The 22,556-nt window shown below is 73.8% G+C and carries 25 protein-coding genes and 1 pseudogene; 10 read left to right on the top strand and 16 right to left on the bottom strand.

Features of this window, described 5'->3' with window-relative positions:
- Positions 1–44: 44 nt before the first annotated feature.
- On the bottom strand, positions 45–698 hold the full coding sequence (locus ACN9MM_RS31525; RefSeq protein WP_382867803.1) for a GntR family transcriptional regulator: 654 nt from the start codon (positions 696–698) through the stop codon (positions 45–47).
- A gap of 297 nt (positions 699–995) precedes the next feature.
- On the opposite strand from ACN9MM_RS31525, the gene ACN9MM_RS31530 reads away from it, so the two are divergent.
- Positions 996–1,409 carry an SgcJ/EcaC family oxidoreductase gene (locus tag ACN9MM_RS31530; RefSeq protein ID WP_426368870.1) on the top strand — a complete coding sequence of 138 codons (414 nt, stop codon included), beginning with the start codon at positions 996–998 and terminating at the stop codon, positions 1,407–1,409.
- 31 nt (positions 1,410–1,440) lie between these two features.
- Here the strand turns inward: ACN9MM_RS31530 and ACN9MM_RS31535 are convergent.
- The 4 genes and pseudogenes from ACN9MM_RS31535 to ACN9MM_RS31550 all read right to left on the bottom strand — a co-directional run.
- Positions 1,441–1,875: pseudogene (locus ACN9MM_RS31535) on the bottom strand (transposase); the annotation flags it as partial.
- 47 nt (positions 1,876–1,922) lie between these two features.
- The gene (locus ACN9MM_RS31540; RefSeq protein ID WP_426367113.1) at positions 1,923–2,117 is read right to left on the bottom strand and encodes a hypothetical protein; all 195 of its coding nucleotides are present in this window, start codon (positions 2,115–2,117) and stop codon (positions 1,923–1,925) included.
- Between the two features lie 59 nt (positions 2,118–2,176).
- The gene (locus tag ACN9MM_RS31545) at positions 2,177–3,265 is read right to left on the bottom strand and encodes an adenosine deaminase (protein ID WP_426367114.1); all 1,089 of its coding nucleotides are present in this window, start codon (positions 3,263–3,265) and stop codon (positions 2,177–2,179) included.
- Positions 3,266–3,434: 169 nt separating this feature from the next.
- Complete coding sequence (locus ACN9MM_RS31550) at positions 3,435–4,190, bottom strand: GntR family transcriptional regulator (RefSeq protein ID WP_426367115.1); 756 nt, start codon at positions 4,188–4,190, stop codon at positions 3,435–3,437.
- A 187-nt stretch (positions 4,191–4,377) separates the two neighbouring features.
- Here ACN9MM_RS31550 and ACN9MM_RS31555 point away from each other — a divergent pair, with 187 nt between their 5' ends.
- The 3 genes from ACN9MM_RS31555 (at position 4,378) to ACN9MM_RS31565 (ending at position 5,664) form a co-directional block, all read left to right on the top strand.
- Positions 4,378–4,641, top strand: a complete 264-nt coding sequence (locus ACN9MM_RS31555) for a DUF1049 domain-containing protein (protein WP_426367116.1) — start codon at positions 4,378–4,380, stop codon at positions 4,639–4,641.
- Positions 4,638–4,988, top strand: a complete 351-nt coding sequence (locus ACN9MM_RS31560; RefSeq protein WP_426367117.1) for a hypothetical protein — start codon at positions 4,638–4,640, stop codon at positions 4,986–4,988. Before ACN9MM_RS31555 ends, ACN9MM_RS31560 begins: the two co-directional genes overlap by 4 nt.
- A gap of 130 nt (positions 4,989–5,118) precedes the next feature.
- Entirely contained in the window at positions 5,119–5,664 is a 546-nt protein-coding gene (locus ACN9MM_RS31565) for a GNAT family N-acetyltransferase (protein WP_426367119.1), read from the top strand.
- Between the two features lie 45 nt (positions 5,665–5,709).
- Here ACN9MM_RS31565 and ACN9MM_RS31570 read toward each other — a convergent pair whose 3' ends face one another.
- Positions 5,710–6,042, bottom strand: coding sequence for a DUF6204 family protein (locus ACN9MM_RS31570; RefSeq protein WP_426367120.1), 333 nt, complete (start codon positions 6,040–6,042; stop codon positions 5,710–5,712).
- Between the two features lie 189 nt (positions 6,043–6,231).
- Here ACN9MM_RS31570 and ACN9MM_RS31575 point away from each other — a divergent pair, with 189 nt between their 5' ends.
- Positions 6,232–8,187, top strand: a complete 1,956-nt coding sequence (locus ACN9MM_RS31575; RefSeq protein ID WP_426367121.1) for a DUF5107 domain-containing protein — start codon at positions 6,232–6,234, stop codon at positions 8,185–8,187.
- A gap of 142 nt (positions 8,188–8,329) precedes the next feature.
- On the opposite strand, the gene ACN9MM_RS31580 is transcribed toward ACN9MM_RS31575, so the two are convergent.
- From ACN9MM_RS31580 to ACN9MM_RS31615, 8 genes are all read right to left on the bottom strand, one after another.
- The gene (locus tag ACN9MM_RS31580; protein WP_426367122.1) at positions 8,330–9,166 is read right to left on the bottom strand and encodes a methyltransferase domain-containing protein; all 837 of its coding nucleotides are present in this window, start codon (positions 9,164–9,166) and stop codon (positions 8,330–8,332) included.
- A gap of 102 nt (positions 9,167–9,268) precedes the next feature.
- Positions 9,269–9,787, bottom strand: a complete 519-nt coding sequence (locus ACN9MM_RS31585) for a GNAT family N-acetyltransferase (protein WP_426367123.1) — start codon at positions 9,785–9,787, stop codon at positions 9,269–9,271.
- Positions 9,788–9,907: 120 nt separating this feature from the next.
- Positions 9,908–10,552: a contact-dependent growth inhibition system immunity protein gene (locus tag ACN9MM_RS31590; protein ID WP_426367124.1), complete on the bottom strand. Its 645-nt coding sequence runs from the start codon at positions 10,550–10,552 to the stop codon at positions 9,908–9,910.
- Positions 10,553–10,561: 9 nt separating this feature from the next.
- Positions 10,562–10,897 carry an RNase A-like domain-containing protein gene (locus ACN9MM_RS31595; protein ID WP_426367125.1) on the bottom strand — a complete coding sequence of 112 codons (336 nt, stop codon included), beginning with the start codon at positions 10,895–10,897 and terminating at the stop codon, positions 10,562–10,564.
- A 1-nt stretch (position 10,898) separates the two neighbouring features.
- Complete coding sequence (locus tag ACN9MM_RS31600; protein ID WP_426367127.1) at positions 10,899–11,198, bottom strand: WXG100 family type VII secretion target; 300 nt, start codon at positions 11,196–11,198, stop codon at positions 10,899–10,901.
- 39 nt (positions 11,199–11,237) lie between these two features.
- On the bottom strand, positions 11,238–11,630 hold the full coding sequence (locus ACN9MM_RS31605) for a WXG100 family type VII secretion target (protein WP_426367128.1): 393 nt from the start codon (positions 11,628–11,630) through the stop codon (positions 11,238–11,240).
- Complete coding sequence (locus tag ACN9MM_RS31610) at positions 11,624–12,310, bottom strand: hypothetical protein (protein WP_426367129.1); 687 nt, start codon at positions 12,308–12,310, stop codon at positions 11,624–11,626. Before ACN9MM_RS31610 ends, ACN9MM_RS31605 begins: the two co-directional genes overlap by 7 nt.
- 10 nt (positions 12,311–12,320) lie before the next feature.
- Positions 12,321–14,030, bottom strand: coding sequence for an RNase A-like domain-containing protein (locus tag ACN9MM_RS31615; protein WP_426367130.1), 1,710 nt, complete (start codon positions 14,028–14,030; stop codon positions 12,321–12,323).
- A 439-nt stretch (positions 14,031–14,469) separates the two neighbouring features.
- Between ACN9MM_RS31615 and ACN9MM_RS31620 the strand changes: the two genes are divergently transcribed.
- Both ACN9MM_RS31620 and ACN9MM_RS31625 read left to right on the top strand, forming a co-directional pair.
- Positions 14,470–15,702, top strand: a complete 1,233-nt coding sequence (locus ACN9MM_RS31620; protein WP_426367131.1) for an aminotransferase class I/II-fold pyridoxal phosphate-dependent enzyme — start codon at positions 14,470–14,472, stop codon at positions 15,700–15,702.
- Positions 15,703–15,841: 139 nt separating this feature from the next.
- Positions 15,842–16,888 carry an MBL fold metallo-hydrolase gene (locus tag ACN9MM_RS31625; protein ID WP_426367133.1) on the top strand — a complete coding sequence of 349 codons (1,047 nt, stop codon included), beginning with the start codon at positions 15,842–15,844 and terminating at the stop codon, positions 16,886–16,888.
- Here ACN9MM_RS31625 and ACN9MM_RS31630 read toward each other — a convergent pair.
- Both ACN9MM_RS31630 and ACN9MM_RS31635 read right to left on the bottom strand, forming a co-directional pair.
- Positions 16,868–17,509: a DedA family protein gene (locus ACN9MM_RS31630; RefSeq protein ID WP_426368871.1), complete on the bottom strand. Its 642-nt coding sequence runs from the start codon at positions 17,507–17,509 to the stop codon at positions 16,868–16,870. The two genes, ACN9MM_RS31625 and ACN9MM_RS31630, sit on opposite strands and share 21 nt — an antisense overlap.
- Before the next feature lie 17 nt (positions 17,510–17,526).
- The gene (locus ACN9MM_RS31635) at positions 17,527–18,306 is read right to left on the bottom strand and encodes an MBL fold metallo-hydrolase (RefSeq protein ID WP_383694879.1); all 780 of its coding nucleotides are present in this window, start codon (positions 18,304–18,306) and stop codon (positions 17,527–17,529) included.
- Between the two features lie 109 nt (positions 18,307–18,415).
- Here ACN9MM_RS31635 and ACN9MM_RS31640 point away from each other — a divergent pair, with 109 nt between their 5' ends.
- The 3 genes from ACN9MM_RS31640 to ACN9MM_RS31650 all read left to right on the top strand — a co-directional run bounded on the left by ACN9MM_RS31640 (position 18,416) and on the right by ACN9MM_RS31650 (position 22,521).
- Positions 18,416–18,820, top strand: coding sequence for a hypothetical protein (locus ACN9MM_RS31640; protein WP_426367134.1), 405 nt, complete (start codon positions 18,416–18,418; stop codon positions 18,818–18,820).
- A 128-nt stretch (positions 18,821–18,948) separates the two neighbouring features.
- On the top strand, positions 18,949–21,063 hold the full coding sequence (locus tag ACN9MM_RS31645) for a phage holin family protein (RefSeq protein WP_426368872.1): 2,115 nt from the start codon (positions 18,949–18,951) through the stop codon (positions 21,061–21,063).
- A 66-nt stretch (positions 21,064–21,129) separates the two neighbouring features.
- Positions 21,130–22,521, top strand: a complete 1,392-nt coding sequence (locus ACN9MM_RS31650) for an amino acid permease (RefSeq protein WP_426367135.1) — start codon at positions 21,130–21,132, stop codon at positions 22,519–22,521.
- Positions 22,522–22,556 lie beyond the last annotated feature (35 nt).

The following is a 22,556-nucleotide window of genomic DNA, read 5'->3' on the forward strand; positions in this document are numbered from 1 at the left end:
ATCATCCGAAGGTGGTCCCGTCCCGCCCCGCCCCCCGGGGGCTCCTACTCCGGCGCCGTCCTGCGCTGGTGCGCGGCGGCCTCGTCGCGGCTGGTCTCCAGGTGACGCAGGGCCAGCTTCTCGACGCGCTCCACGTCCCGCGCCTCGATCCCCCGGTACAGCTCCGCGTGCTCCTCGGCGACGACGGTGAAGTCGTCGTGCTGCCCGAGCATCCAGCGCATCCGGCTGCGCAGCGTCGCGTTGAGCTCGCTGAGCAGGGCGTTGTCCGCCAGCTCCGTGACGGTCTCGTGGAAGTCGGCCGCCGCCCGCCGGGCGGCCTGGCCGTCGCCCTTGGCCGCGGCGGCCAGCTCGGCGTCGAGGTCGGCGCGGAGCTTGGCGAGCCCCGCCCGGGTGCGGCGCTGTGCGGCGAGCCGGAAGCCGAGGATCTCCAGGGCGGACCGGACCTCGCCCAGGTCCGAGATGTCGGAGGCGCTGAACTCGCGGACCACCGCCCACGTGCGCGGACGGGGCGTCACGAGACCCTCCGCGACCAGGTCCCGCAGGGCGTCGCGGACGGGCAGCCGGCTCACGTCCAGCTCGGCCGCGATCTCGCGCTCCACCAGCCTGCTGCCGGGTGCCCGGGTCCCGTCGATGATCTGATCGCGCAGGGCACGTGTCACCCGCTCCGACTCGGGCTTGAACTCCTCAGCGCCTGTCATGCCGCCATTCTCCCATCGAGGAAGGCGGTGCGAGCCGCGGGACCCGGCCGCCGGTGCGCGAGGCGCGCCCCTCACTGAATCTCCGTCAACAACCTGCCTCGGGCGCCTTGACGGTGTGATGACACGCTCGCGCTCGTGGCCGGTACGGCCGCGCTCGCCGGGCCGCTCGCCCTCGCCGCCGCCGGTGCCGGTGCCGAGGAGTCCGCCGCAACCGGGGCACCGAGCGCCGCAACCGGGGCATCCTCAACATCACCATGCGATCACACGCTTGACCTCAATCACGCTTGAGGTGTGACGATGATCCACATGACCACGGAATCCACATCCCACGCGGCAGACATCGAAGCAATCAGCCGGCTCGTCGCCACCGTCGAACACTCCCAGCAGAACAAGGACCCCGAGGAGTTCCTCGGCCTCTTCCACCCGGACGCGATATGGACGACGGCCCACGGCAAGGTCCTCATCGGCCTCGACGCGATCTCGGAGTTCACCCGCAAGGTCCTCCCCGCGGCGAACTGGGACGGCAAGGTCACCTACGAGGTGGTCCACGTGCTCTTCATCCGCCCCGACGTCGCGGCGGTCAAGGTCCGTCAGCGTTACCTGGCCCCGGGCGAGGAGAGCGAGGGCGCCCCGCTGTACGTGATCTCGAAGCAAGCCGACGGCCGCTGGCTGCTGACCGCCTGCCAGAACACGGGGGTCGTCGCCGACTAGCCTGTCCGCCGATCAGGCTCTCCGGGATCGTGTGCCGGACGCCCCGGCGCCGCAGGTACTCGCGGCACGGTCCGTTGCTGTAGGCCTTGTCGGCCGCGACGCTGTCCGGCTTCCTGCGGGGCCTGCCCGGCCCGAGTTTCGGGACGCGGGTCTCCAGGACCGGTTTGAACGGCGTGCAGTCTGTCCGCTGGCCCGGTGTGACGATCAGGGACAGGGGGCGGCAGCGGCCATCCGCGCTGAGGTGGAGTCTGGTGGTGAAGCCGCCGCGCGAGCGGCCCAGGCCCTCACCTCCAGCACCACCTCCACCAGGCGGGCGACGAGACTTTGCCACGGCGTCTCGTCCTGGTGTTCCACCCCTGCGGCCCCCTTTGACCCCGGAGCCGGAGGCGGAGGCGGGACGGTTGCTCACCGGCAGGAACGGACGCAGCCGTTCCCACTCGGCATCCCCCAGATCACTCCGCCCCATGTCCACATCAACGACCACGAAGCAGCCACATGATCGGCCGGACAAGTCTAGGCGGTCGGCCCGGTCCGGAGTCGCCGTACGTCCCGCACGAGCGTGTGCAACGTGCCGAGGAAGATCGCGGCTCCCGCGACGATCCAGAGGGCCGGTGCCCCGGAGCGGTACTCGCGAACGGCGAGAACGAGCAGCATCCCGCCGGCAAGGACGCCGAAGGCCGAGATCAGAGCGCTGATGCGGTGAGTCACACGGACATCGTCGACGACGACCCGGGCCGGCGGAAGCGATCCGGACGGACCGGCCGGGCCTACAGCGCCGCGTACCCCGGGCGGACGACCTCGTCGACGAGCCGCTGCCGCTCCGGCAGCGGCAGGAAGGCGGCCTCCAGGGCGGCGACGGTGAACTCCTCGAAGACCTCGGGCCCGTAACCGAAGGCGTCCACCATGTGCTGGAACTCCTCGCTCATGGTGGTGCCGGACACCAGCCGGTTGTCCGTGTTCAGCGTGATCCGGAAGCCGAGGCGGCGCAGCTCGTCGATCGGGTGCGAGGCGTAGTCCTTCGCGGCGCCCGTCTGGAGGTTGGACGTCGGGCAGACCTCCAGGGCGATGCGGTTGTCCCGGACGTACGAGGCGAGCCGGCCCAGGGTGCCGTCCTCGGCGATGTCGTCGGTGATCCGCACGCCGTGGCCGATCCGCTCGGTGCCGCAGACCTGCACGGCCTCGTGGATCGACTCCGCGCCGACGGCCTCGCCGGCGTGGATCGTGTAGTGGCAGTTCTCCCGCTTCAGGTGCTGGAAGGCCGCGAGGTGGCGGGCCGGCGGGTTGCCGATCTCGCCGCCCGCTATGTCGAAGCCCGCCACGCCGTTGTCCCGGTGCGCGACCGTGAGCTCCGCGATCTCCAGCGAGCGGTCGGTGTGGCGCATGCCGGTGAGCAGCGCACGGACGGTGATCCGGCCGCCCGCGCGGCGCTCGCCCTCACGGAAGCCGTCGTTGACCGCCACGACGACCTCGTCGAGGGTGAGGCCGCCCTCCAGGTGCTGCTCGGGGGCGTAGCGGATCTCGGCGTAGACGACGCCGTCCGCGGCCAGGTCCTCGGCGCACTCGGCCGCGATGCGCGTGAGCGCCTCGCGGGTCTGCATGACCGCGCAGGTGTGCGCGAAGGTCTCCAGGTAGCGCTCCAGCGAACCGGAGTCGGCGGCGTCCCGGAACCAGACCGCGAGCTCGGCCGGGTCCTCGGTCGGCAGCGCGGTGTAGCCGCAGGCGCGCGCCAGCTCGACGATGGTCGTCGGGCGGAGCCCGCCGTCGAGGTGGTCGTGGAGGACGGCCTTGGGGGCCTGGCGGATCCACTCGGAGACGGTAGGGGCGGCAGGCGTGACAGGGTTGTCAGACAAGTGCATGGCCGGGAAGTGTACGCCACGGCGGTACGGGCCGCTGTGACGCCCCTGACAGGGCCGGGAACGCAGTGCGCGCGCTCGCCCCCGCGGGTCGGGTCGGCGCCTCTCCGGCGGGCCGCGGGGTGGAGGCAGGGGCGCACGGCAGGGGATGTCGGGGTCGGGCCCTCCGCCGTCAGTGCGACTGCAGCACCGGCAGCGCGGGCGTTCCCGTCGGGAGCATGTGCTTCGCCGCGAGGACCGGTGTCTCACCGACCCGCACCACCTGCGTGACCAGGACCGCGGGGGTGTCCGCCGGGCGGCCCAGCTGCTCCCCGCGCCGCCGCCCGAGCAGCGTCGCCGTGATCCCGCTGTGGGCGTGCAGGGCCGTCTCCCGCGAGGCCGCGACCAGGACCGCCAGCATCGACACCGCCTCGGCGGTGCCGCCCTCCGCCTCCCGCAGGCCCCGGGCGAACTCCGGGTGCACCCGGTCGAGCAGCTCGTCGGGCGCCGCCCACTCGTGGCTCAGCGCCGCCGCCGCGCCCTCCCCGGTCAGGACCGACTCCCAGAACCGCAGCTCGGCGCGGGCGGGGGCCAGCAGGTGCTGGGTGGTGAAGTCGGTCGGCTCCTCGGAGGTCCTCAGCAGCGCCCGCACCCGCAGCGGGGCGCCCGTGCCGATCAGCTCCTCCAGCGGCTGGACGTGCTCGAAGCCGCGCCGGGGCGGGCGGTCGTTGACCGTACGGCCCACCCCGCGCCGCACCGTCAGGACGCCGTCCTCCTGGAGCAGCAGCAGCGCCTCGCGCAGGGCCGGCCTGCTGACGCCCAGCTCGGCGGCGAGCTTAGGCTCGGAGGGGAGCGTGGAGCCCGGCGGGTAGGTGCCGTCGTGGACGGCGTCCGCGATCCGCTCGTAGAGCGCCACGACCGGTCGCCGCCGCTGTCCGCTGACCGCCACGGCCCCTCCTCGTCTCGTTCCCGGCCCGATCTCCGCCGGTCCTCGCACCACGGTAGTCGGCCCACGTTGTCTGACAAGTCACCCGTTCGGCCCTCCTCGCCGTCACGGGGAGGCGCCGCTCGTCCCATTCTGGTCCCACAGCTGTGGCCGGGTACGACCGACGGCACGACGGAGGAGAGGGCCGGGCATGAGTCCCAAGCAGACGCCACGGACATCGGGCGAATACACGTCCCGGTTCGCCGGAGCCTTCACCCCGGGCCGGATCGCGATGATCGCGGTCGCGGTCCTCACGCTGGTCTTCACGCTGGTCTTCATCTTCGAGAACACCCGCGAGGCCGGGATCCGCCCGCTGGTCCCCGAAGTCGCCCCGGCGCTCTACGCGGCCCTGCTGGCGACCGCCCTCCTCGGCGCGGCCTACGGCTGCTCCTTCGTGGCCCGGAGGCGGAAGTGAGACGGGTCGCCGTCGTCGTCGGAGGCGCGGTCCTCGCGCTGGCGGCCGTCGCCGCCTCCTCGGCGGAGGAGACCGCCGATCCCGTCGACGAGGCCGGGACCCGGCCGATGCCGGACTTCCTCGACGGGGGTCTGTGGCGGGTCTTCACCCACCTGGACCGCCGGACCCGGCTCGACGTCCACGACGTGAGCGGTCGCGACCGGCGGGTGCTGTGGCCGCCGCGCTGGCAGGTCTGCACCCAGTACCCGGCGGCGGGCACGGAGCTGGACCGGAGGACGACGGTCATGATCGGAGTCGTACGGAAGGGCGAGACCTGCCCCCCGCGCGTCCGCGACGCCCGCCGCTGACGGGGGCCCGAGCCCCGGCGGGCCCGCACCTCCGGCGGGCCGTGCCCCACGCGCCGTGCGCCCACGCGTTCCGCCCCGGCGGTACGCGTGCCCACAACACGGCGGGCCCCCGCCGCATACCCTGCTCCGTATGCTCGACGACCCCGGTACGTACCTCGCCTCCGGGCCCCGTGTGGGCCTGCGCCCCTTCTCCCCGGCCGACGCCGACGAGTTCACCGCCCGTGCCCGCGAGAGCCGGGAGCTCCACCGCCCCTGGCTCTTCCCGCCGTGCACGCACGACGGGTACGCCGTCTACGCGGGCGGGCTCATCCAGGACCCGGCCCGTGCCGGCTTCCTCGTCTGCGAGCGCGCCGACGGCGCCATCGCCGGCTTCGTCAACATCAACAACATCGTCCGCGGTGCCTTCCGCAGCGGCGCCCTCGGCTACGGCGCCTTCACGCACGCCGCCGGACGCGGTCTCCTGACCGAGGCCCTCGGACTGGTCCTGGAGCACGCCTTCGGCCCCCTGGAACTGCACCGCCTGGAGGCGAACATCCAGCCCGGCAACACCGCCTCCCGTGCCCTCGTCCGCCGCGCCGGCTTCCGCCTGGAGGGCTTCTCGCCCGCGATGCTGCACATCGACGGCGCCTGGCGCGACCACGAACGCTGGGCGATCACCGCGCCCGACACCCCCTAGGGGGTGGCTTGCCGATCAGGCCGGGCTCGATCGACAAGACACCCCCTAGCGCTTGTAGTTGATCTTCATCGTGTCAAGGTCCGTCACCGTCGAGCGCAGCGCCTTGTGGCCGTGGCCCAGCTCGCGGAGCGCCGTCTCGACCCGGTCCTCCGCGATCGCCCCCGCCATCTCGTCGCCGTCCTCGGCGTCCGAGACGACGACCAGGCGGTACGAGAAGTGCTTCAGCGTCCGGTCGTAGGTCAGCGAGCCCTCCTCCGTGAACTGCATCGCCGTCAGTCCGTGCGCGTCCACCTCGGCGAGCAGCCGGGTCCGGCTCTCCTCCGACAGGCCGTCGAACGTCCCGCGCACGATGACCCGGTAGGTGTGCTGCGTACCCATTCCTCGTACTCCCTGTGCCATGGTCCCCGGCCGCCACGACGGCGGACCGGCCCTCCACACTACGGCGGCGGCCTCCGCCGCCGCCCGGAATATCCGGCCCCCGGCCCCCGGCGCCCTTTGCCGAAGCCTGACGTGGAGAACCGTGGAGAACCCCTGGTCAGGACCGGCTCCGGCGTGTTCCATGGATCAATGACGACCGTACGACGTGCCGTACTGACGCTGCCCGCGGCCCCGTTGGGCCCGGACAACCCTCTCCCCGCACTGCGGGCCCCCGCCGGAGCCGGGGCCCACGCGGTCGACGCGCGGACCCTCGCGGAGCTGCCGCGCGACATGGCCCGGGGCATCGGACGGGCGCCCCTGCGCAGCCTGCTCCCCGCCCCCGTGCGCGACGGCTACGGCCGCGAGCGCACCCCCGCGGACCTCGACGCGATCGTGATCGAGAACGACCGGCTCCGGGTGACCGTGCTGCCCGGCCTCGGCGGCCGCGTCCACTCCCTCCACCACAAGCCCACCGGGCGCGAACTCCTCTACTGCAACCCCGTCCTCCAGCCCGCCGCCTTCGCCCTCAACGGCGCCTGGTTCTCCGGCGGCATCGAGTGGAACATCGGGGCCACCGGCCACACCACGCTCTCCTGCTCGCCCCTCCACGCGGCGACCGTGCCCGCCCCCGACGGCGGCCCGATGCTCCGCCTGTGGGAGTGGGAGCGCCTGCGCGACCTGCCCTTCCAGGTCGACCTGTGGCTCCCGGAGGACTCCGACTTCCTGTACGTCGGCGTCCGCATCCGCAACCCCCACGAGCGGACCGTCCCCGCCTACTGGTGGTCCAACATCGCCGTCCCCGAGGAGCGCAGGGTCCTCGCGCCCGCCGACGCGGCCTGGCACCACGGCTACGAACGCGGCCTGAACCGGCTCCCCGTGCCCGTCACCGAGGACGGCACCGACCGCTCGTACCCGCTGAACGGCTCCCACGCCGCCGACTTCTTCTACGACCTGCCCGACGGGCAGCGCCGCTGGATCGCCGCCCTCGACGCGGCCGGCCACGGGCTCGTCCAGACCTCCACCGACCCGCTGCGCGGCCGCAAGCTCTTCCTCTGGGGCACAGAGCGCGGCGGCCGGCGCTGGCAGGAGTGGCTGACCGAACCCGGCACCCCCGGCTACGCCGAGATACAGGCCGGACTCGCCCGCACCCAGCTGGAACACCTGGAGCTCGCGGGCGAGGCGGAGTTCAGCTGGCTGGAGGCGTACGGACCGCTTGCCGCCGACCCCGGCACGGCGCTCGGCGACGACTGGACGGCGGCCCGCGCGGACGTCGAGGGGAACCTCGAAGCCGCGCTGCCCCGAGCCGCCGTCGACGCCGCGTACGCCGCCTGGCGGGAGGGCGCGGCCGACGCCGAGCCGGAGACCGTCCTCGCGGCGGGATCCGGCTGGGGAGCCCTCGAAGTCCTGCGCGGGGGTTACGCCTTGCCGGGCACGCCCTTCCCCGAGTCGACGCTCGGCCCGGACCAGGAACCGTGGCGGGAACTCCTGCGCACCGGCGTCCTGCCGCCCCCGGCGAAGGGCGCGGGACCCGGCGCGCCGCTGGTCGCCGCCCCCTGGCGGGACATGCTGGAGACCGCCCCGGCCGATCCGTCCACCGAGTACCACCTCGGCGTCGCCCAGTGGCACGCCGGGGACCGGGCCCAGGCGGTACGGAGCTGGGAGCGCGGACTGCGCAGGGCCGAGGTGCGCTGGCCGCTGCTGTACTGCCTGGCCGTCGCCGACCGGGAGGACGGCCACCCGGAACGGGCCGCGGAGCGGTTCGAGGAGGCCTTCGCCGACCACGAGGGCCACGAAGGCGGCGCGGTCGTGGCGGCCGCCCTCGGGCGAGAGGCCGCGACGGCGCTGCTCGCCACGGGCCGGGCCGGCCGTGCCCGGGAGCTGTGGGCGCGGCTGCCGGACGAGGTCCGGACGAGGGGCGCCTTCCGCTTCCTGGAGATCCGGATCCTGCTCGCCGAGGGAAGGCCGGGCGAGGCACGTGCCGTCTTCGACGCGGGCTTCGAGGTCGCGGACCTGCGCGAGGGAGCGGAGATCCTCGGTGAGGTCTGGGCGGAGCTCACCGACGAACCACTGCCGGACGCCTACGAGTTCCGGATGCGCCCGAGCTGAGACGCCGACGCCCCGTGGCCCTCCGCGCCGGGGATGCGGGGAGGGCCACGGGGCGGAAGGGGGGCGGGGCGTCCGTCGATCAGGACGCGAGGGCATAGGACACGAGGGGATCAGGACACCAGGAGATCGGGACACTCGGCGATCACGGCACCCGGCACAGGATCTCGCCGTGCGGGACCATGAACCAGGCGTCGTCCTGCTCGCCCCACTCCCGCCAGGCCTCCGCGATCGACGCCAGTTCGCCGGCGGTCGCGTGCCCGCCGTCGACGGCCAGGTCGGCGTAGCCGGAGGAGGTCGTACGGTCCGCCCACAGACCGCTCCACCACGCGCGCTCCCCGGGGGTGGCGAAGCACCAGGTCCCGGCCGTCGTCGTGATCTCGGTGAAGCCGGCCCGGCGGGCCCAGGAGAACAGCCGCCGTCCCGCGTCCGGTTCGCCGCCGTTGGCGCGGGCGACCCGGTGGTACAGGTCCAGCCACCCGTCCAGGGCGGGCCGCTCGGGGTACCAGGCGAAGGCCCCGTAGTCGCTGTCGCGGGCCGCGACGACCCCGCCGGGCCGGCACACCCGTCGCATCTCGCGCAGGGCCTGGACCGGGTCGCCGACGTGCTGCAGCACCTGGTGGGCGTGGACGACGTCGAAGGAGTCGTCGGGGAAGTCCAGGGCGTGGACGTCGGCGACCGCGAACTCGACGTTCTCCAGGCCGCGTTCGGTCGCCACCGCGCGGGCCTTCGCCAGGACGTCCTCGGCCGCGTCGACCGCCGTCACCCGGCCCGGCGCGACCAGCGCGGCCAGGTCGGCGGTGATGGTGCCGGGGCCGCAGCCCACGTCCAGCACGTCCAGGCCCTTGTGCAGTTCGGGCAGCAGGTAGGCGGCGGAGTTGGCGGCGGTCCGCCAGGTGTGCGAGCGCAGGACGGACTCGTGGTGGCCGTGCGTGTAGACGGCGGTCTCGTGGGCCGCGGGCTGCGCGGAGGCGTGCGTCATCGAAGCGACTCCCTCGGTGTGGGTGCGTGCCTCCACCGTACGCATCGTGGCCGAATGATGAGACCCATGTCTTGAGATGTGGACAGTCGGCGGGCGGCCCCGTCAGCTGAACAGCGTGCGCCGATACCGGAGTTCCTCCAGGACCCGGCCGCCCGTCTCCTCCCGCGCCGAGGTGCCGTCCGCCCGCCAGCCCGCGGCCTCGTAGAACCTCCGCCCCCGCGCGTTGCCCGCGAACACCCACAGCACCGCCGACCGGAACCCGCCCGCGACGAGCGCCTCGGTGGACGCCGACAGGAGCGCTCGCCCGACGCCCGTGCCCCAGACCTCCGGCAGGGCGTACAGCGCGGCGAGCTCGGCCGTGGTCCCGGGCGCGAACTCCTCGTCGCGGCAGGCCCGGAAGCAGGAGAACGCGACCGGCCGCCCGCCGTCGTCCGTCGCGACGAGCACCGATGGCCGGTCCGGGGCGGTGAGACGGGCGTGCCAGACGGCGGCACGCTCTTCGACGTCCAGGGCGTCGAGGTACGGACCGGGGACCAGGTCGCGGTAGGCGGCCTGCCAGGACCGCACGTGCACGGCCGCGAGGGCGGCGGCGTCTTCGGGAAGAGCTTCACGGAGGGGCATGCCGCATTGTGCCCCGGCCGCCGCCGGTGGCGGCCGCCAATCGGTTGAGGCCCTCAATCGGTGTTCGCCCTCAACCGGTGGCGGCCCAAACCGGTGGCCGCCCTCAACCGGTGTTCGCCCTCAGCCGGTGGCGCGCATCCGGGCGGCCAGCGCGCTGATCCAGGCGCCGGGGGTGTAGGGGGCCGGCGGGTCCACCTCCATGCCGAGCTCGGCGAGGCCGAGGACGAGCCCGCCCTCCTCCAGGGGGAGGGCGAGCAGGTCGTGCAGTTCTCCCGTCAGCCGGGCGACCAGGCCCGGGTCGGTGCCGTCGAGGTAGTCGGCGAGCGCCGAGGCGTGGTCGGCGAACTCGTCGGGCATGTCCTGGGAGAACCAGCCGCCGAGGAGCTGGGCGAGCTCGGGGAAGCGGGCGTGCCATTCCCAGCGGGTGACGGGCGGTGAGGGCGGCGGGGCCTGGCCGCTCTCCAGGTTCTCCGCGAGGCGGTCGGCGAGCTGCACCAGCCAGTCGTGGAGCTCCTCGTCGGGCAGCCCGAGGTCCGGCGGCGCGTAGAACTCGCCGAGGCGCACGCGCAGTCGGCCCGGCGGGTTCGCGGCGTAGTCGCGGAGCTGCTGCTCGGCGACGGCGATCGCCCAGGGGCGGGTGCGCCAGGTGTGGCGGAGGTACCCGGTGAGGGCGTGCGGTGCGCGGGGGCCGCACCCGAGGTGGGCGCGGAGGACCTGGTCGAGTTCGCCGTACTTCCGGTCGTGCTCGGCGGGCTTCAGCGACATGGGGAGCCTCTAGAGGTAGATCGGGAAGGTGGCGTGCACGGTGAAGCCGTTCCGGGCCTCCGGGTCCCGCTTCAGCACGACGCGCGCGGCCCGTACGCCGAGGGGCTCCTGCCCCGCGAGCATCATCGCCTGGAGCAGGACGTGGCCCACGGGTTCGGTCCGGGAGGGCCAGGCGGCCTCGATGGTCAGGCGACGCCGGATGTCCTGGGCGAGCCACTGGTGGATCACCTGCTCGTTGCGGGTGACCACCTGCTGCGTGGCCCACTGCGCGGTCTCCCGGTCCGGGTAGCTCGCGGCCCTGTTCGCCCGGGCGGCCGAGCTGGGGAGGGTGCTCTCGGTGGTCATGTCAGCCTCCCGTCCAGCCGCGGACCGAGGCCTGCTGCGCGGCGGAGTAGTTCGCGTGTCCGGTGCTGACGAGGGAGTGCAGCCACGTCTGGGCGGCCTGGAGGTCCTGCATCTGGCGGTCCCACGCGTCGAGTTCGTCGACGAAGGCGCTGCGTGCCTCTCCCTTCCAGGCGAGGACGATCGGCTCGGTGCGGGCGTAGAGGTCTTCGAGACGCGCGTTCAGCTTGCCGAGGATGTCCTCCAGCTCGTTCGCGATGTCGCGCAGCGCGCCGAGGTCGACGGATATGGAGCCGTCCTGCATGGTGCGGTCCTCCTGTCCTGACGTGGATGCCGGGCCGGTCTAGATGCCGAGGATCCTGCTGTTCGGGGCGGCGTCCGGCGGGCCGTCGCCCGACAGGTCCCGGGCCTCGGCGGCGACGTCCACCGACTGCTGGGCCCTGCGCAGGCGCTGGAGCGTGTCCAGCTCCTGCCGGGTGAACCCGTCGCGGCTGAACCGGACGGCCTGTTCGAGCACGGCGAGGATCTCCCTGATGCGTACGGCGTCCTCGGCCACCCTGCGGTGCACCGCGCGGTACGCGGTGGCGGCCTCGCTCCTCCAGCGGGCCTCGGCCCGGTCGACGAGCGCGTCCATCCGCCTCACCTGGCCGTCCAGGTGCTGCTGCATCGCGTCCAGTTCGCCCGCGAGCCGGTCGAGGTCCTCGTCGGACACGTCCAGGTCGGCGCCGGTCACCATGTCGTTCCCTCCGTTCCGTCTCCGTGTGCCTCGGCGAAGTGGTCGAGGACCGCCCGCAGCAGCTCCTTCAGCGTGCCGTGGGTCGCCCAGGGGATGGAGAAACCCAGGTTGGCGTCGAGCTCCGCCGGGGTGCGGTAGGCGAGCAGGGCGCTCTGGATCTCACCGGCCAGGGCGGCCGTCAGCGTGTGGCACTCCTCGGGGTGCCGGCCGGCGACCGAGGCCCGCGCGGCCTCCGCCACCGTGTACTCGCCCGACACGAAGGGCGCCGAGAACATGTTGATCGTCGAGTAGCGGATCCAGATCTCCCAGGACGACTCGGGAAGGCGCGACGGGTCCGGCGACGGCTCGGAGTCCTCGTCCCGGGTGTAGTCGGCCAGGAAGCGCAGCAGGTCGACCACGGGCCAGTCGTCGCCCGCGGCACGGGCCAGCTTGTCGCGCGCGAAGGCCGGCAGGGAGGCGGTTCCCGCCTCGGCCACCAGGTCGGCGAGCTGGTCGAGCAGCGCGGACACGGCGGCCAGCGGCATGACCCAGGACGCCACGGAGGAGTCGCGGACGACGCGGCAGAAGCGGTCCAACTGGTCTTCGAGACGCGGCCCGTCGGGTGCCTGGGCGAGGATCGCCAGGTCGAGCACCCTGCCGATCGGTCCGGCGTCGAAGAGCGCTTCGCTGTGATCGGTCACGGGTCGCATATTACGTACGGGCCGGGTTCGGGTAGGAGCTCATGACGACGAACTGCTGGGTGGTCGGGTCGAATCTGAGCATGAAGTGGATGCCCTTGACCTCTTGCGGGGCGGTGTCACCGACGGACAGGGACGTCCCGGTGACCTCCTGGAAGGCGAAGTCGTCGTTGTAGATGCTGGTCGCCGGGTCGTAGGTCGAGGGTTCCCCCCGGGCTATCCGTTCCTGGTCCGCCGCCCACCTGTCCCGCTGGTTCTTCAGCCATGCGTTGATCTTCCTGCCCATCTGCGTGTCGTCGAGCGCGGCCTGGGTGAACCTCTGCGCCGAATAGAGGTTCTCGAAGGTGGAGGCCGGGGCCTGGAGGCCGCCTCCGGGCTTCGCCTGGTCGCGCAGCCGCGCGGCGAGCTGGTCGGGGGTCAGGCCGACGTGCTTGTCGATGGTGTGGGCGTCGCCGACCCCCTCCATCGACGCCAGCTCGATCGGATAGCGGCGCTTCGTCGTCTGGGCGTTCTCGTCGATCGGCAGGAACTTCGGGCTGAACTCGAACAGGGCCCGGGCGCCGAACGCCTCGGCTCGGGCCATCTGCGACTGGAAGGTGGGGACGGAGCGGCGCGCCTCCTCCAGGGCCTCGCGCTGGGCGCTGATGACCCCCTTCTGGTTCCGGATCACGAACTCGTAGTCGTCGATGGCGGCGTTGACCTTGGAGACGTCGATGTTGGCCAGGATCTGGGTGAGGACCTGCACGCCGAGGGTGCCCAGCGCCGAGGCCACCTTCTTGATGTTGTCCCAGATGCTCTTGTCGGGGTCGATGACCTGCAGGGCGTCCGTGATCGCCTTGTGGAGGATGTTCCGCAGGGTGGTGCGTACCGCCTCCGCGGCCCTGGCGTACTCCACGAGCGCCTTGTCGAGCTCCGACGCGGTCTTCGTCAGGACCCCGAGCACGGGATGGTTCATGCCGCCGCCGGTCGAGGTGTCGTGCGCCCACGAGTTGCCGAACCGGGGCTGCCCCCAGCTCGTGGTGCCCCAGAGCGAGCTGCAGAACCAGCGCATCGCGTCGTACCACGGTCCCTGCGACGTGTCCGTGACGGAGGCGACGGTCTGGATCAGCTGCCCGTCGACCATGCCCGCGGTGAAGACGTAGTTGCGCCAGATGTGGGCGACGTCGCGGACGTGCAGGTAGTTGGGCAGCGGCAGGATCTCCAGCGCCCGGCCGGCCCGGAGGGCGTGCTCGACGGCCGCGCGGACGACGTCCCCGGCGATCGTGCCGTCCAGCACGTCGAGGAAGTCGTCGACGGGGTTCGCGCCGCTGTCGCCGAGGGGAGTGACAGGCCCGTACTGCGGCTCCGAGAACCTGATGGCGGGCTGCCCCCGGGGCGTGAACGGCGGCGCCTGCGGATGGGTGGCGGCGTCCGCGGCGGCGAAGTTGTTGGCCGTCTCGTTGAAGCCGACGGCGGCTCCGCCGATGGCGACCACCGTCTTCGCGTGGATCTCCAGGAAGATCCCGACCAGCGCCAGGTACTCCTGGGAGAACTCCACCGCCGCGCTCCCCTTGCCGCCCACCCGCGTGTAGGAGGCGAGCGCCTGCACCAGCTGGTCGGCCACGGTGTGGAACGAGTGCTGCTCGACGGCGAGCGCGTCCGTGACCTGGTACAGGTGCGTGGGGGTGACGTCGAGGACGCCGTTCACCACGATGGGGCCCACGGGCGGGGCGGGCGGAGGCATGGGCGGCGGCCCCTGTGTGCCCGTCGGCGGGGCCGCCGCCGCGCCGGGAGGGGCCGGTGACTGCTGGGCCGCCGGGGTCGGGAAGGCCGGTGTAGCGGGAGCGCGCCCCTGGCCCGGCAGCTGTGTGGCGCCGGGCGTGGGTGTACTCATCTCCCCGCCCCGACGGTCAGGTGCGACGGGTCTGCTCCGGATGGTTCGGCGTACCTCGGCATGCGTCCCGCCCCCTGCTGTCCGCGTTGCGAGGGAACCTAGCAACTGCCGTTACTTTTACGGGAGTTACCTGTGGGAACATGGCCGAAACCGAACCGCCGGTCGAGTGCTGACGGGAGGGGCGCATTCCCGGAACGGGGCACTTGAAGGGGCGGAAACGCTCGAACCTTCGTATAAAGGGCACGGAGGCGCCTGCCCGGCGCCCCCGCGCGCTCAGGAGGTACGGGACATGCGGCAGACGGCTCCGGAAGGCCGCGGCCCGGTGCGCTACGGGCCTCCCGCACCCGACACCGGCCTCCCCGTCCTGCCCGGGCTCGCCGCGCTCCTGGCCGCCGCCGCCGGGCGGACCGCCCCCGAGCCGCCCGGCGGCGGGCCCGTCCTGCGCGAGGCCGCCGCCGGCTACTGGTGGCGCCGCGGCCTGCGTACCCACCCCGAGGACGTGGTGGCCGCCCCCGGCGCCCCCGCACTCCTCCTCGCCCTGCTCGCCGCCCACGGCGGCGACCTCCTGCTGCCCCGCCCCTGTCCCGCCTGGTGGACCCCGCAGGCCCGGCTCCTCGGCCGCCCCGCCTACCACGTGCCCACGCCCGCCGAGGCGGGCGGCGTCCCCGACCCGTACGCCCTCCTGGAGACCGTCCGGCGGATCCGCGCCGAGGGCGGCGACCCCCGCGTCCTGCTCCTCTCCGTCGCCGACGACCCCACCGCCACCGTCGCCGCGCCCGAACTGGTGCGCGAGGCCTGCGAGGCCGCGGTCGCCGAGGGCCTCCACGTCATCAGCGACGAGACCTGGCGCGACACCCTCCACCACCCGCGCGACACCGTGCTCCTCAGCCCCGCCGAGATGTGCCCCGACGACGTCACCGTCCTCGCCGACCTCGGCGGTGCCCTCACCCCCGCCGCCTGGCCCTGTGCCGTCGCCCGCTTCCCGCCCACCGACCCGTCCCGCGCCGACCGCTGGACCGACCGCAGGGCCCGCGTGCTCGACGTGCTCACCGCGCTCGGGGCCGTCGTCCCCGGCCCCGTGGCCCCGGCCATGGCCCACGCCCTCGACGAACCCGAGGACGTCACCGAACGGGCCCGGCGAGCCGCCGGCGTCCACGGCCGCCTCGCCGGAGCCGCGCACCGCACCGTCCTCGCAGCCGGAGCCCTCGCCCGGCCCCCGCAGGCCGGCCGCCACCTCTACGCGGACCTCGGCCCGCTGCGCGCCGGGCTCGCCGCCCGGGGCGTCACCGACTCCCTGGAACTGGAGAGCCACCTCACCGCGCGGCTCGGCGCCCCGGCGACCGGCGGCCACCGGTTCGGCGACGAACTGGGCGCACTGCGCGTCAGGTTCGGCACCGGCATGTTCCTGGGCGCCGGCGAGGAGGAGCGCGCCGAGACCCTCGCGGCGGAGGACCCGGTGGAACCGCCCCATGTGGTACGTGCGTTGGAGGAATTCGGGGGAGCCCTGGAGGAACTCCGATGACGGTGAAGGCAACCGCTACGGCCACGGCGACGACGGCAACCACGGCGACGACGGCCGCGACGACTACGACCCCGGGCGTACGCAGGCATCCCACGGCCACTCCACGCAGCGCCGAGCACGAGCGGAACGGAGTCCGCAGATGACCGAACGGACGGCACCCCCCGCCCGGGCCGGACAGGCCCCGTACCACCCCGGCCAGGGCGCGCCCCCCGTCCCCGCCCCCGTCGTCCAGCCCCTCGGCAGGCTGCGGCACGACTGGCCCCGCACCTTCGCCGACCGGCTCACCGCGCCCCTCCCCGGCGTCCGGGCCCTGGCCCGCCTCGCCCGCGAAGGAGCCGTACGCCCCCGCCCCGAGGGGCTCCGCGACATCCCCCTGCTGCCCTTCGAACCAGGCCCGCTGCCGACCGCGGGACCCGACACCCTCGCCGTCACCTGGGCCGGGCACGCCAGCTGGATCCTGCGCGTCGGCGGACTCACCGTCCTCACCGACCCGGTCTGGTCCCGCCGCATCTTCGGCACGCCGGCCCGGCTCACCCCGGTCGGGGTCCGCTGGGAGGACCTGCCGCCCGTCGACGCCGTCGTCATCAGCCACAACCACTTCGACCACCTCGACGGCCCCACCCTCAGACGGCTGCCCCGGCACACCCCGGTCTTCGTCCCGGCCGGGCTCGGCCGCTGGTTCACCCGCCGCCGCTTCAGCCGCGTCACCGAGCTCGACTGGTGGGAGGCGGCCGAACTCGACGGCGTCCGCTTCGACTTCGTCCCCGCGCACCACTGGTCCAAGCGCACCCTCCTGGACACCTGCCGGTCGCTGTGGGGCGGCTGGGTGCTCACCGACCGGACCGGGCGCCGGGTCCACTTCGCCGGGGACACCGGGTACGGCCACTGGTTCGGCGAGATCGGCCGCCGCTATCCCGGCATCGACCTGGCGCTGCTTCCGATCGGCGCCTACGACCCCCGCTGGTGGCTCAGCGACGTCCACACCGATCCCGAGGAGGCGGTCCGCGCCCACCAGGACCTCGGCGCACGGCGGATGGCGCCCATGCACTGGGCCACGTTCGTGCTGTCCTCCGAGCCCGTTCTCGAACCCCTCACCCGCGTCAGGGCCGCCTGGGAGAAGGCCGGTCTGCCCCGCGAGGACCTGTGGGACCTGCCGGTCGGCGCCTCACGGGTGCTGGTGCCCTGACGGGGCCTTGCCGGGAGTGCCCCGGACCCGCCGCCACAGCGCCGGGGCCGCGCTGACGAGCACCGTCAGGCCCACCGCCGCCACGACTCCCTGCCAGGGCTCCGGGAAGAGCGAACCGCCCAGGATCCCGATCAGCTGGTACGTCGCCGCCCACGCCAGGCACGCGGCGATGTCGCCCCGGGCGAAGCGGCGCAGCGGCATCTCCGCGAGCAGGCACGCCAGCATCACCGGGATCCGCCCGGCCGGCACGAGCCGGGACAGCACGAGCACCGACACCTGGTGCGTGTCGAGCCGTTCCTGCGCGTGCGCGAGCCGGTCCGGCGTCACCCGGGACCGCAGCGCGGCGAGCCACCGCGAGCCGTTGCGGGAGCGGACCCCGCGCTGCCCGAGCCAGTAGAGCGCCGTGTCCCCGAGGAACGCGGCGGACGCCGACACCAGGAAGACGTAGAGCAGCGAGAACGGCGAGGACTGGTGGAAGGCGACCACCGCCGCCGAACTGACGATCGCGCCCGTCGGTACCACCGGCACCAGCGCGCCGAGCGCCACGAGCAGGAAGAGCGAGGGGTAGCCGACCGCCTGCTGTGTCGACTCCGGCGGCAGCTCCCGCACCGCCGTGACCATGCCGGTGAGCCCACCGATCACCGGGCGACCTCCGGCCGCACCCGGTCGCCGTGGGCGAGGAGGTGGACCGCCACCTTCGGTGCGAGCCGGGCCGCGTGGCGGACGAACTCGTCGCCCGGCGCGTGGAACTCGTGCGGCCGGACCCCGTCGAGCCCGATCGGCCAGTACGTGCCGTAGTGCACCGGCACCGCCGCCGCCGGCGACAGCGCGGCGAGCGCCTCGGCCGCCCGGCCCGCGTCCAGGTGACCGTGCCCGAGGTACGGTCCCCAGCCGCCGACCGGCAGCAGGGCCACGTCCACCGGGCCCACCGCGTCCGCCATGCCGTCGAACAGGCCGGTGTCCCCGGCGAAGTACGTGCGCGCCTCGCCCTCGACGACGTACCCGAGCGCGGGGGAGCGGTGCGGCCCGACCGGCAGCCGCCGCCCGTCGTGGAGCGCCGGGACGGCCCGTACCGTCACGCCCTCCACCGTCACCGCGTCGCCCGGCTCCACCTCGGTCAGCCGCAGCCCGCCCCGGTCGAGCCTGCGCAGCCCCGGTACGGCGGCGGGCGCGCCGCGCGGCACGAGGACCCGCGTCCCCGGCGGGAGCTGGGCGAGCGAGGGGAGGTGGAGGTGGTCGGCGTGCAGGTGCGAGACGAGGACGGCCTCGGCGCGGGCGGCCTCGGGCGGCGGCAGGGCGCCGCGCCGGCGGCGCAGGTGCGCGAGCCGCCGCGCGAACAGCGGATCGGTGAGGAAGCGGACCCCGGAGTCCTCGACCGTGCAGGTCGCGTGCCCCCACCAGGTGACCTCCACCGGCATGCCGCCCTTCTGCTCTCGGTCGTCCGTGCTCGTTCCGTAACGAGAGTAAATGTCCGGAGCATGCTCCGGAGGATGTTCGGGCGTCACCTTCCGGCAGTAGGGTCGGCCCATGGACGACGTTCGGGTGGCGGCGATCGCCAGCCTCACCCCGCTCGAAGAGCTGGACAGCGACCCCTTCCTTGTCGACACGCGCGGACAGCACGCGCTGTGCGCCCGATGGGCCCTCGACAAGGGGTACGTGCTCGCCCGCCAGCTGTTCTGTTACGGAATCCGCCCGGACCACGCGGAGCTGTGGGCCGACGTGGAGGCCGGCACGGTGGACCTTTTCGTGGCCCCCAGCGAGCGGGTCCTCGCCCGCGCGCTGGCCTCCGTGCCGGGCTTCCGCGCCGAGTGCGAGCGGCGCGGTGTGCGGGTGGAGACCGTCGGACTTGACGAACCCCCGTACGACACGGCGGCGAAGGCGGGGGTCCACCGTCGCCTCTCGATGCCCACGGCCGGATACGACGGATCCTGAGCCCCGCCCGATCGTGGCCGTTGTGCCACGCTTGAGGCAGGAAACGGGCGAAAGGTGATGCGGGCGTGGGTGACGGGCGATGGGGTGGCGCCGACCGCTGGCGGTCCGCGGGCAGAGCGCTGTGGCGGATGGTCGTCGTGTGGGCGGTGGCCACACTCACCCTGCTCCTCCTCGCCGGGCTGCTCCCCGACTTCCAGCTCCAGTCCGCCGACGGCGACAGCTTCACCAGGACCGCGCTCACCGCCGCCTGGGCCGCGGGCGCCTTCGGTCTGCTCGGCGCGCTCGTGTGGCCGCTGATCGTGCGGGCCCTGCTGCTCGTCCCGGCCCTCGTCCTCGGTCTGCTCGGCTTCTTCCTCAACGGCTCGCTGCTGCTCGTCGCGCTGTGGCTGATCCCCGACGGCCGCGGTGCCGCGAACCCCGAGACCGCCGTCGTGGTCGCCGCCGTGATGTCCGCGGTCGCCTCCGCGACCTCCACCGCCCTCGCCGTCCGTGACGACGACGCCTACCGGCGCCGGCTCTACCGGCTCACCGGCCGCACCCGCCCCCGCGATCCCGGCGACACGGAGGGGGCCGTGCCCGGCACGGTGTTCCTCCAGCTCGACGGCGTCGGCCACCACGTGCTGCGCGGCGCCGTCGCCGACGGCCTCATGCCGACCGTCGCGGGCTGGCTGGACGCCGGCCACCGGCTCACCCCCTGGCGCACGGACTGGTCCAGCCAGACCGGCGCCAGCCAGCTCGGCATCCTGCACGGCTCCAACGAGGACGTGCCCGCCTTCCGCTGGTACGAGAAGGACACCGGCCGGATCATGGTGTCGAACCGCCCGGCGAGCGCCGTCGAGCTCCAGCGCCGGGCCGTGCGCCGCACCGGCGACGCCGGTCTCCTCACCCTGGACGGGGCCTCCCGGGGGAACCTCTTCAGCGGCGGGGCCGACCAGCTCGCCCTGGTCCTGTCGGTGGCCGCCCGGCGCGGCCGCCGCAACCGCTCCCGGGCCGGCTACTTCGCGTACTTCTCCGACCCGGCCAACGCCGTCCGCACCGCCGGATCGCTCGTCACCGAGTGCTTCCGGGAGATGTACCAGTCGACCCGGGCGCGGCTGCGCCGTGAGACCCCGAGGGTCTCGCGCGGCGGCACGTACCCCTTCGTCCGCGCCTTCGCGACGGTCGTCGAGCGGGACGTCGTGGTCTCCGCCGTCATGGGGGACATGCTGGCCGGGCGGACCGCGGTCTACGCCGACCTCGTCGCGTACGACGAGGTGGCCCACCACTCGGGACCGCACGGCCGGGACACCGACCAGGTCCTGAAGCGCCTGGACCGGGCGATCGCGCTCATCGCCACGGTCGCCGAGCACGCCCCCCGCCCGTACCGGATCGTGCTCCTCTCCGACCACGGGCAGAGCCCCGGCGAGACGTTCGAGTCGGCGTACGGGCTGACCCTCAAGGACCTTGTACGGGCGGGGTGCGGGCTCCCGGTGCCGCGCCGGGTGCGACGTACCCGCTGGGGGCACCCCCGGACGGAGTCTGGGGGAGGGTCGGAGGCGCGGGACGCGGCCAGGGACGCGCTGCGCAGCGCGCTGCACCGGACGGTGGACGAGAGCGGCGAGACGGCGCGGGAGCTGCCCGCCCGGCCCTCCGAGCCGGTGGTCCTCGCCTCGGGGAACCTGGGGCTCGTCTCCTTCCCCGACGTGCCGCACCGGATGACCCGGGAGGAGATCGACCGCCGCCATCCGGCGCTGCTGCGGACCCTCGCGCACCATCCGGGGGTCGGCTTCGTGCTCGTGGCGAGCGCCGAGCACGGCTCGGTGGTGCTGTCCCGCGACGGGGCGGAGGTGCCGGTGGCCGAGCTCGCGGACGACGGGCCGCTCGCGGTCTTCGGGCCGGGCGCGGCGCGGGCGGTGCGGCGCACGGACGGGTTCCCGCACGTCGCCGACATCATGGTCAACTCCATGTACGACCCGGCGACGGGTACCGTGCACGCCTTCGAGGAGCAGATCGGCTCGCACGGCGGTCTCGGCGGCGAGCAGTCGCACGCCTTCCTGCTGTCGCCGCCGGACCTCTCGCCGCCGGTCGGCGCGGGGGAGGAGCTGGTGGGGGCGGAGCAGGTGCACCGGGTGCTGCGGCGCTGGCTGCGCGAGTCCTCGGGTCCGCAGGTACCGCTGGGCCCCCTGGAGATTTCCCCGTCCGAGGACGCTTCGGAATCACTTCTTGCGGTTGATGGCCCGGTCACACCGGACAAAAACCGCTGATTTGGACGCCTGTTCGCCGTTACCGGACGATGGTCCGGATTTGTACGACGGAAGGCGCACCACCCCATGAGCACGGCCACCACAACTCCACAGCGGGACGCGGCACAGCAGGAGGACACCCGGCACACCCGACGCTTCGGGCTCCCGGTCGCGACGGCCCTGGTCATGGGCAACATCATCGGCGGCGGAATCTTCCTCCTCCCCGCCTCCGTCGCCCCCTACGGCACGATCAGCCTCGTCGCCTTCGGCGTCCTCACCCTCGGCGCGATCGCCCTCGCCCTCGTCTTCGGCCGGCTCGCCCACCGCCTGCCGCGGACCGGCGGACCCTACGTCTACGCCCGCGCCGCCTTCGGCGACTTCGCCGGCTTCCTCGCCGCCTGGTCGTACTGGATCACCGCCTGGGTCTCCAACGCCGCCCTCGCCGTCGCCGCCGTCGGCTACCTCGACGTCCTCGTGCCCGTCCACGCGTCCAAGCCCGCCGCCATCGCCGCCGCCCTGGCCTTCCAGTGGCTGCCCGCGCTCGCCAACCTGGCCGGCACCCGTTACGTCGGCGCCGTGCAGATCGTCGCGACCGTCCTCAAGTTCGTCCCGCTGATCCTCGTCGCCGTCGGCGGCCTGTTCTTCTTCGACAGCGCCAACCTCGGGCCGTTCCACCCGAGCGGGGGGAGCGCGCTCGGCGCCGTCTCCGCCTCCGCCGCGATCCTGCTCTTCAGCTACCTCGGCGTCGAGTCCGCCGCCGTCAGCGCCGGCGAGGTCCGCGACCCCCGCCGCAACGTCGGGCGCGCCACCGTCCTCGGCACCCTCGGCGCCGCCGCCGTCTACCTGCTCGGCACCCTCTCCGTCTTCGGCACCGTCGCCCACGACGAGCTGGTCACCTCCACCGCACCCTTCTCCGACGCCACGAACGCCATGTTCGGCGGCTCCTGGGGCGGCACCGTCGTGGCCTGCATGGCCATGGTCAGCATCCTCGGCGCCCTCAACGGCTGGACCCTGCTGAGCGCCCAGGCCCCCTACGCCGCAGCCCGCGACGGACTCTTCCCGAAGGTCTTCACGGTCAAGCGGCGCGGGGTGCCGACGGCCGGCGTCCTCGTCACCGTCGTCCTCGCCTCGCTCCTGACGGTCTACAACTACACGGCCGGCACGAAGGGCGTCTTCGAGATCCTCGTCCTCGTCACCACGTTCACCGCCACCGTGCCCTACCTGCTGTCCACGGCCGCGCAGATCTACTTCCTGCTCTCGGGGCAGTCCGAGAAGGTGTCCCGGGCGCGGCTCGCCCGCGACGGCGTCCTCGCCGTCGCCGCCTTCGGCTTCTCCCTCTGGCTGGTCGCCGGCTCCGGCTACGCCGCCGTCTACCAGGGCGTCCTGTTCCTCTTCGTCGGCGTGCTCGTCTACGCCTGGATGGCCGCCCGCAAGCAGCGCGCTGCCGCCCAGGGGGTGAATCCGGGGGCGGGCGCGTAGGCCGCCCGGGCGGATCTCGGGCCGGGGGCGCCGTG

Origin of the sequence: Streptomyces sp. E-08 (genome assembly GCF_049913095.1) — a bacterium.
Taxonomy (GTDB): domain Bacteria; phylum Actinomycetota; class Actinomycetes; order Streptomycetales; family Streptomycetaceae; genus Streptomyces.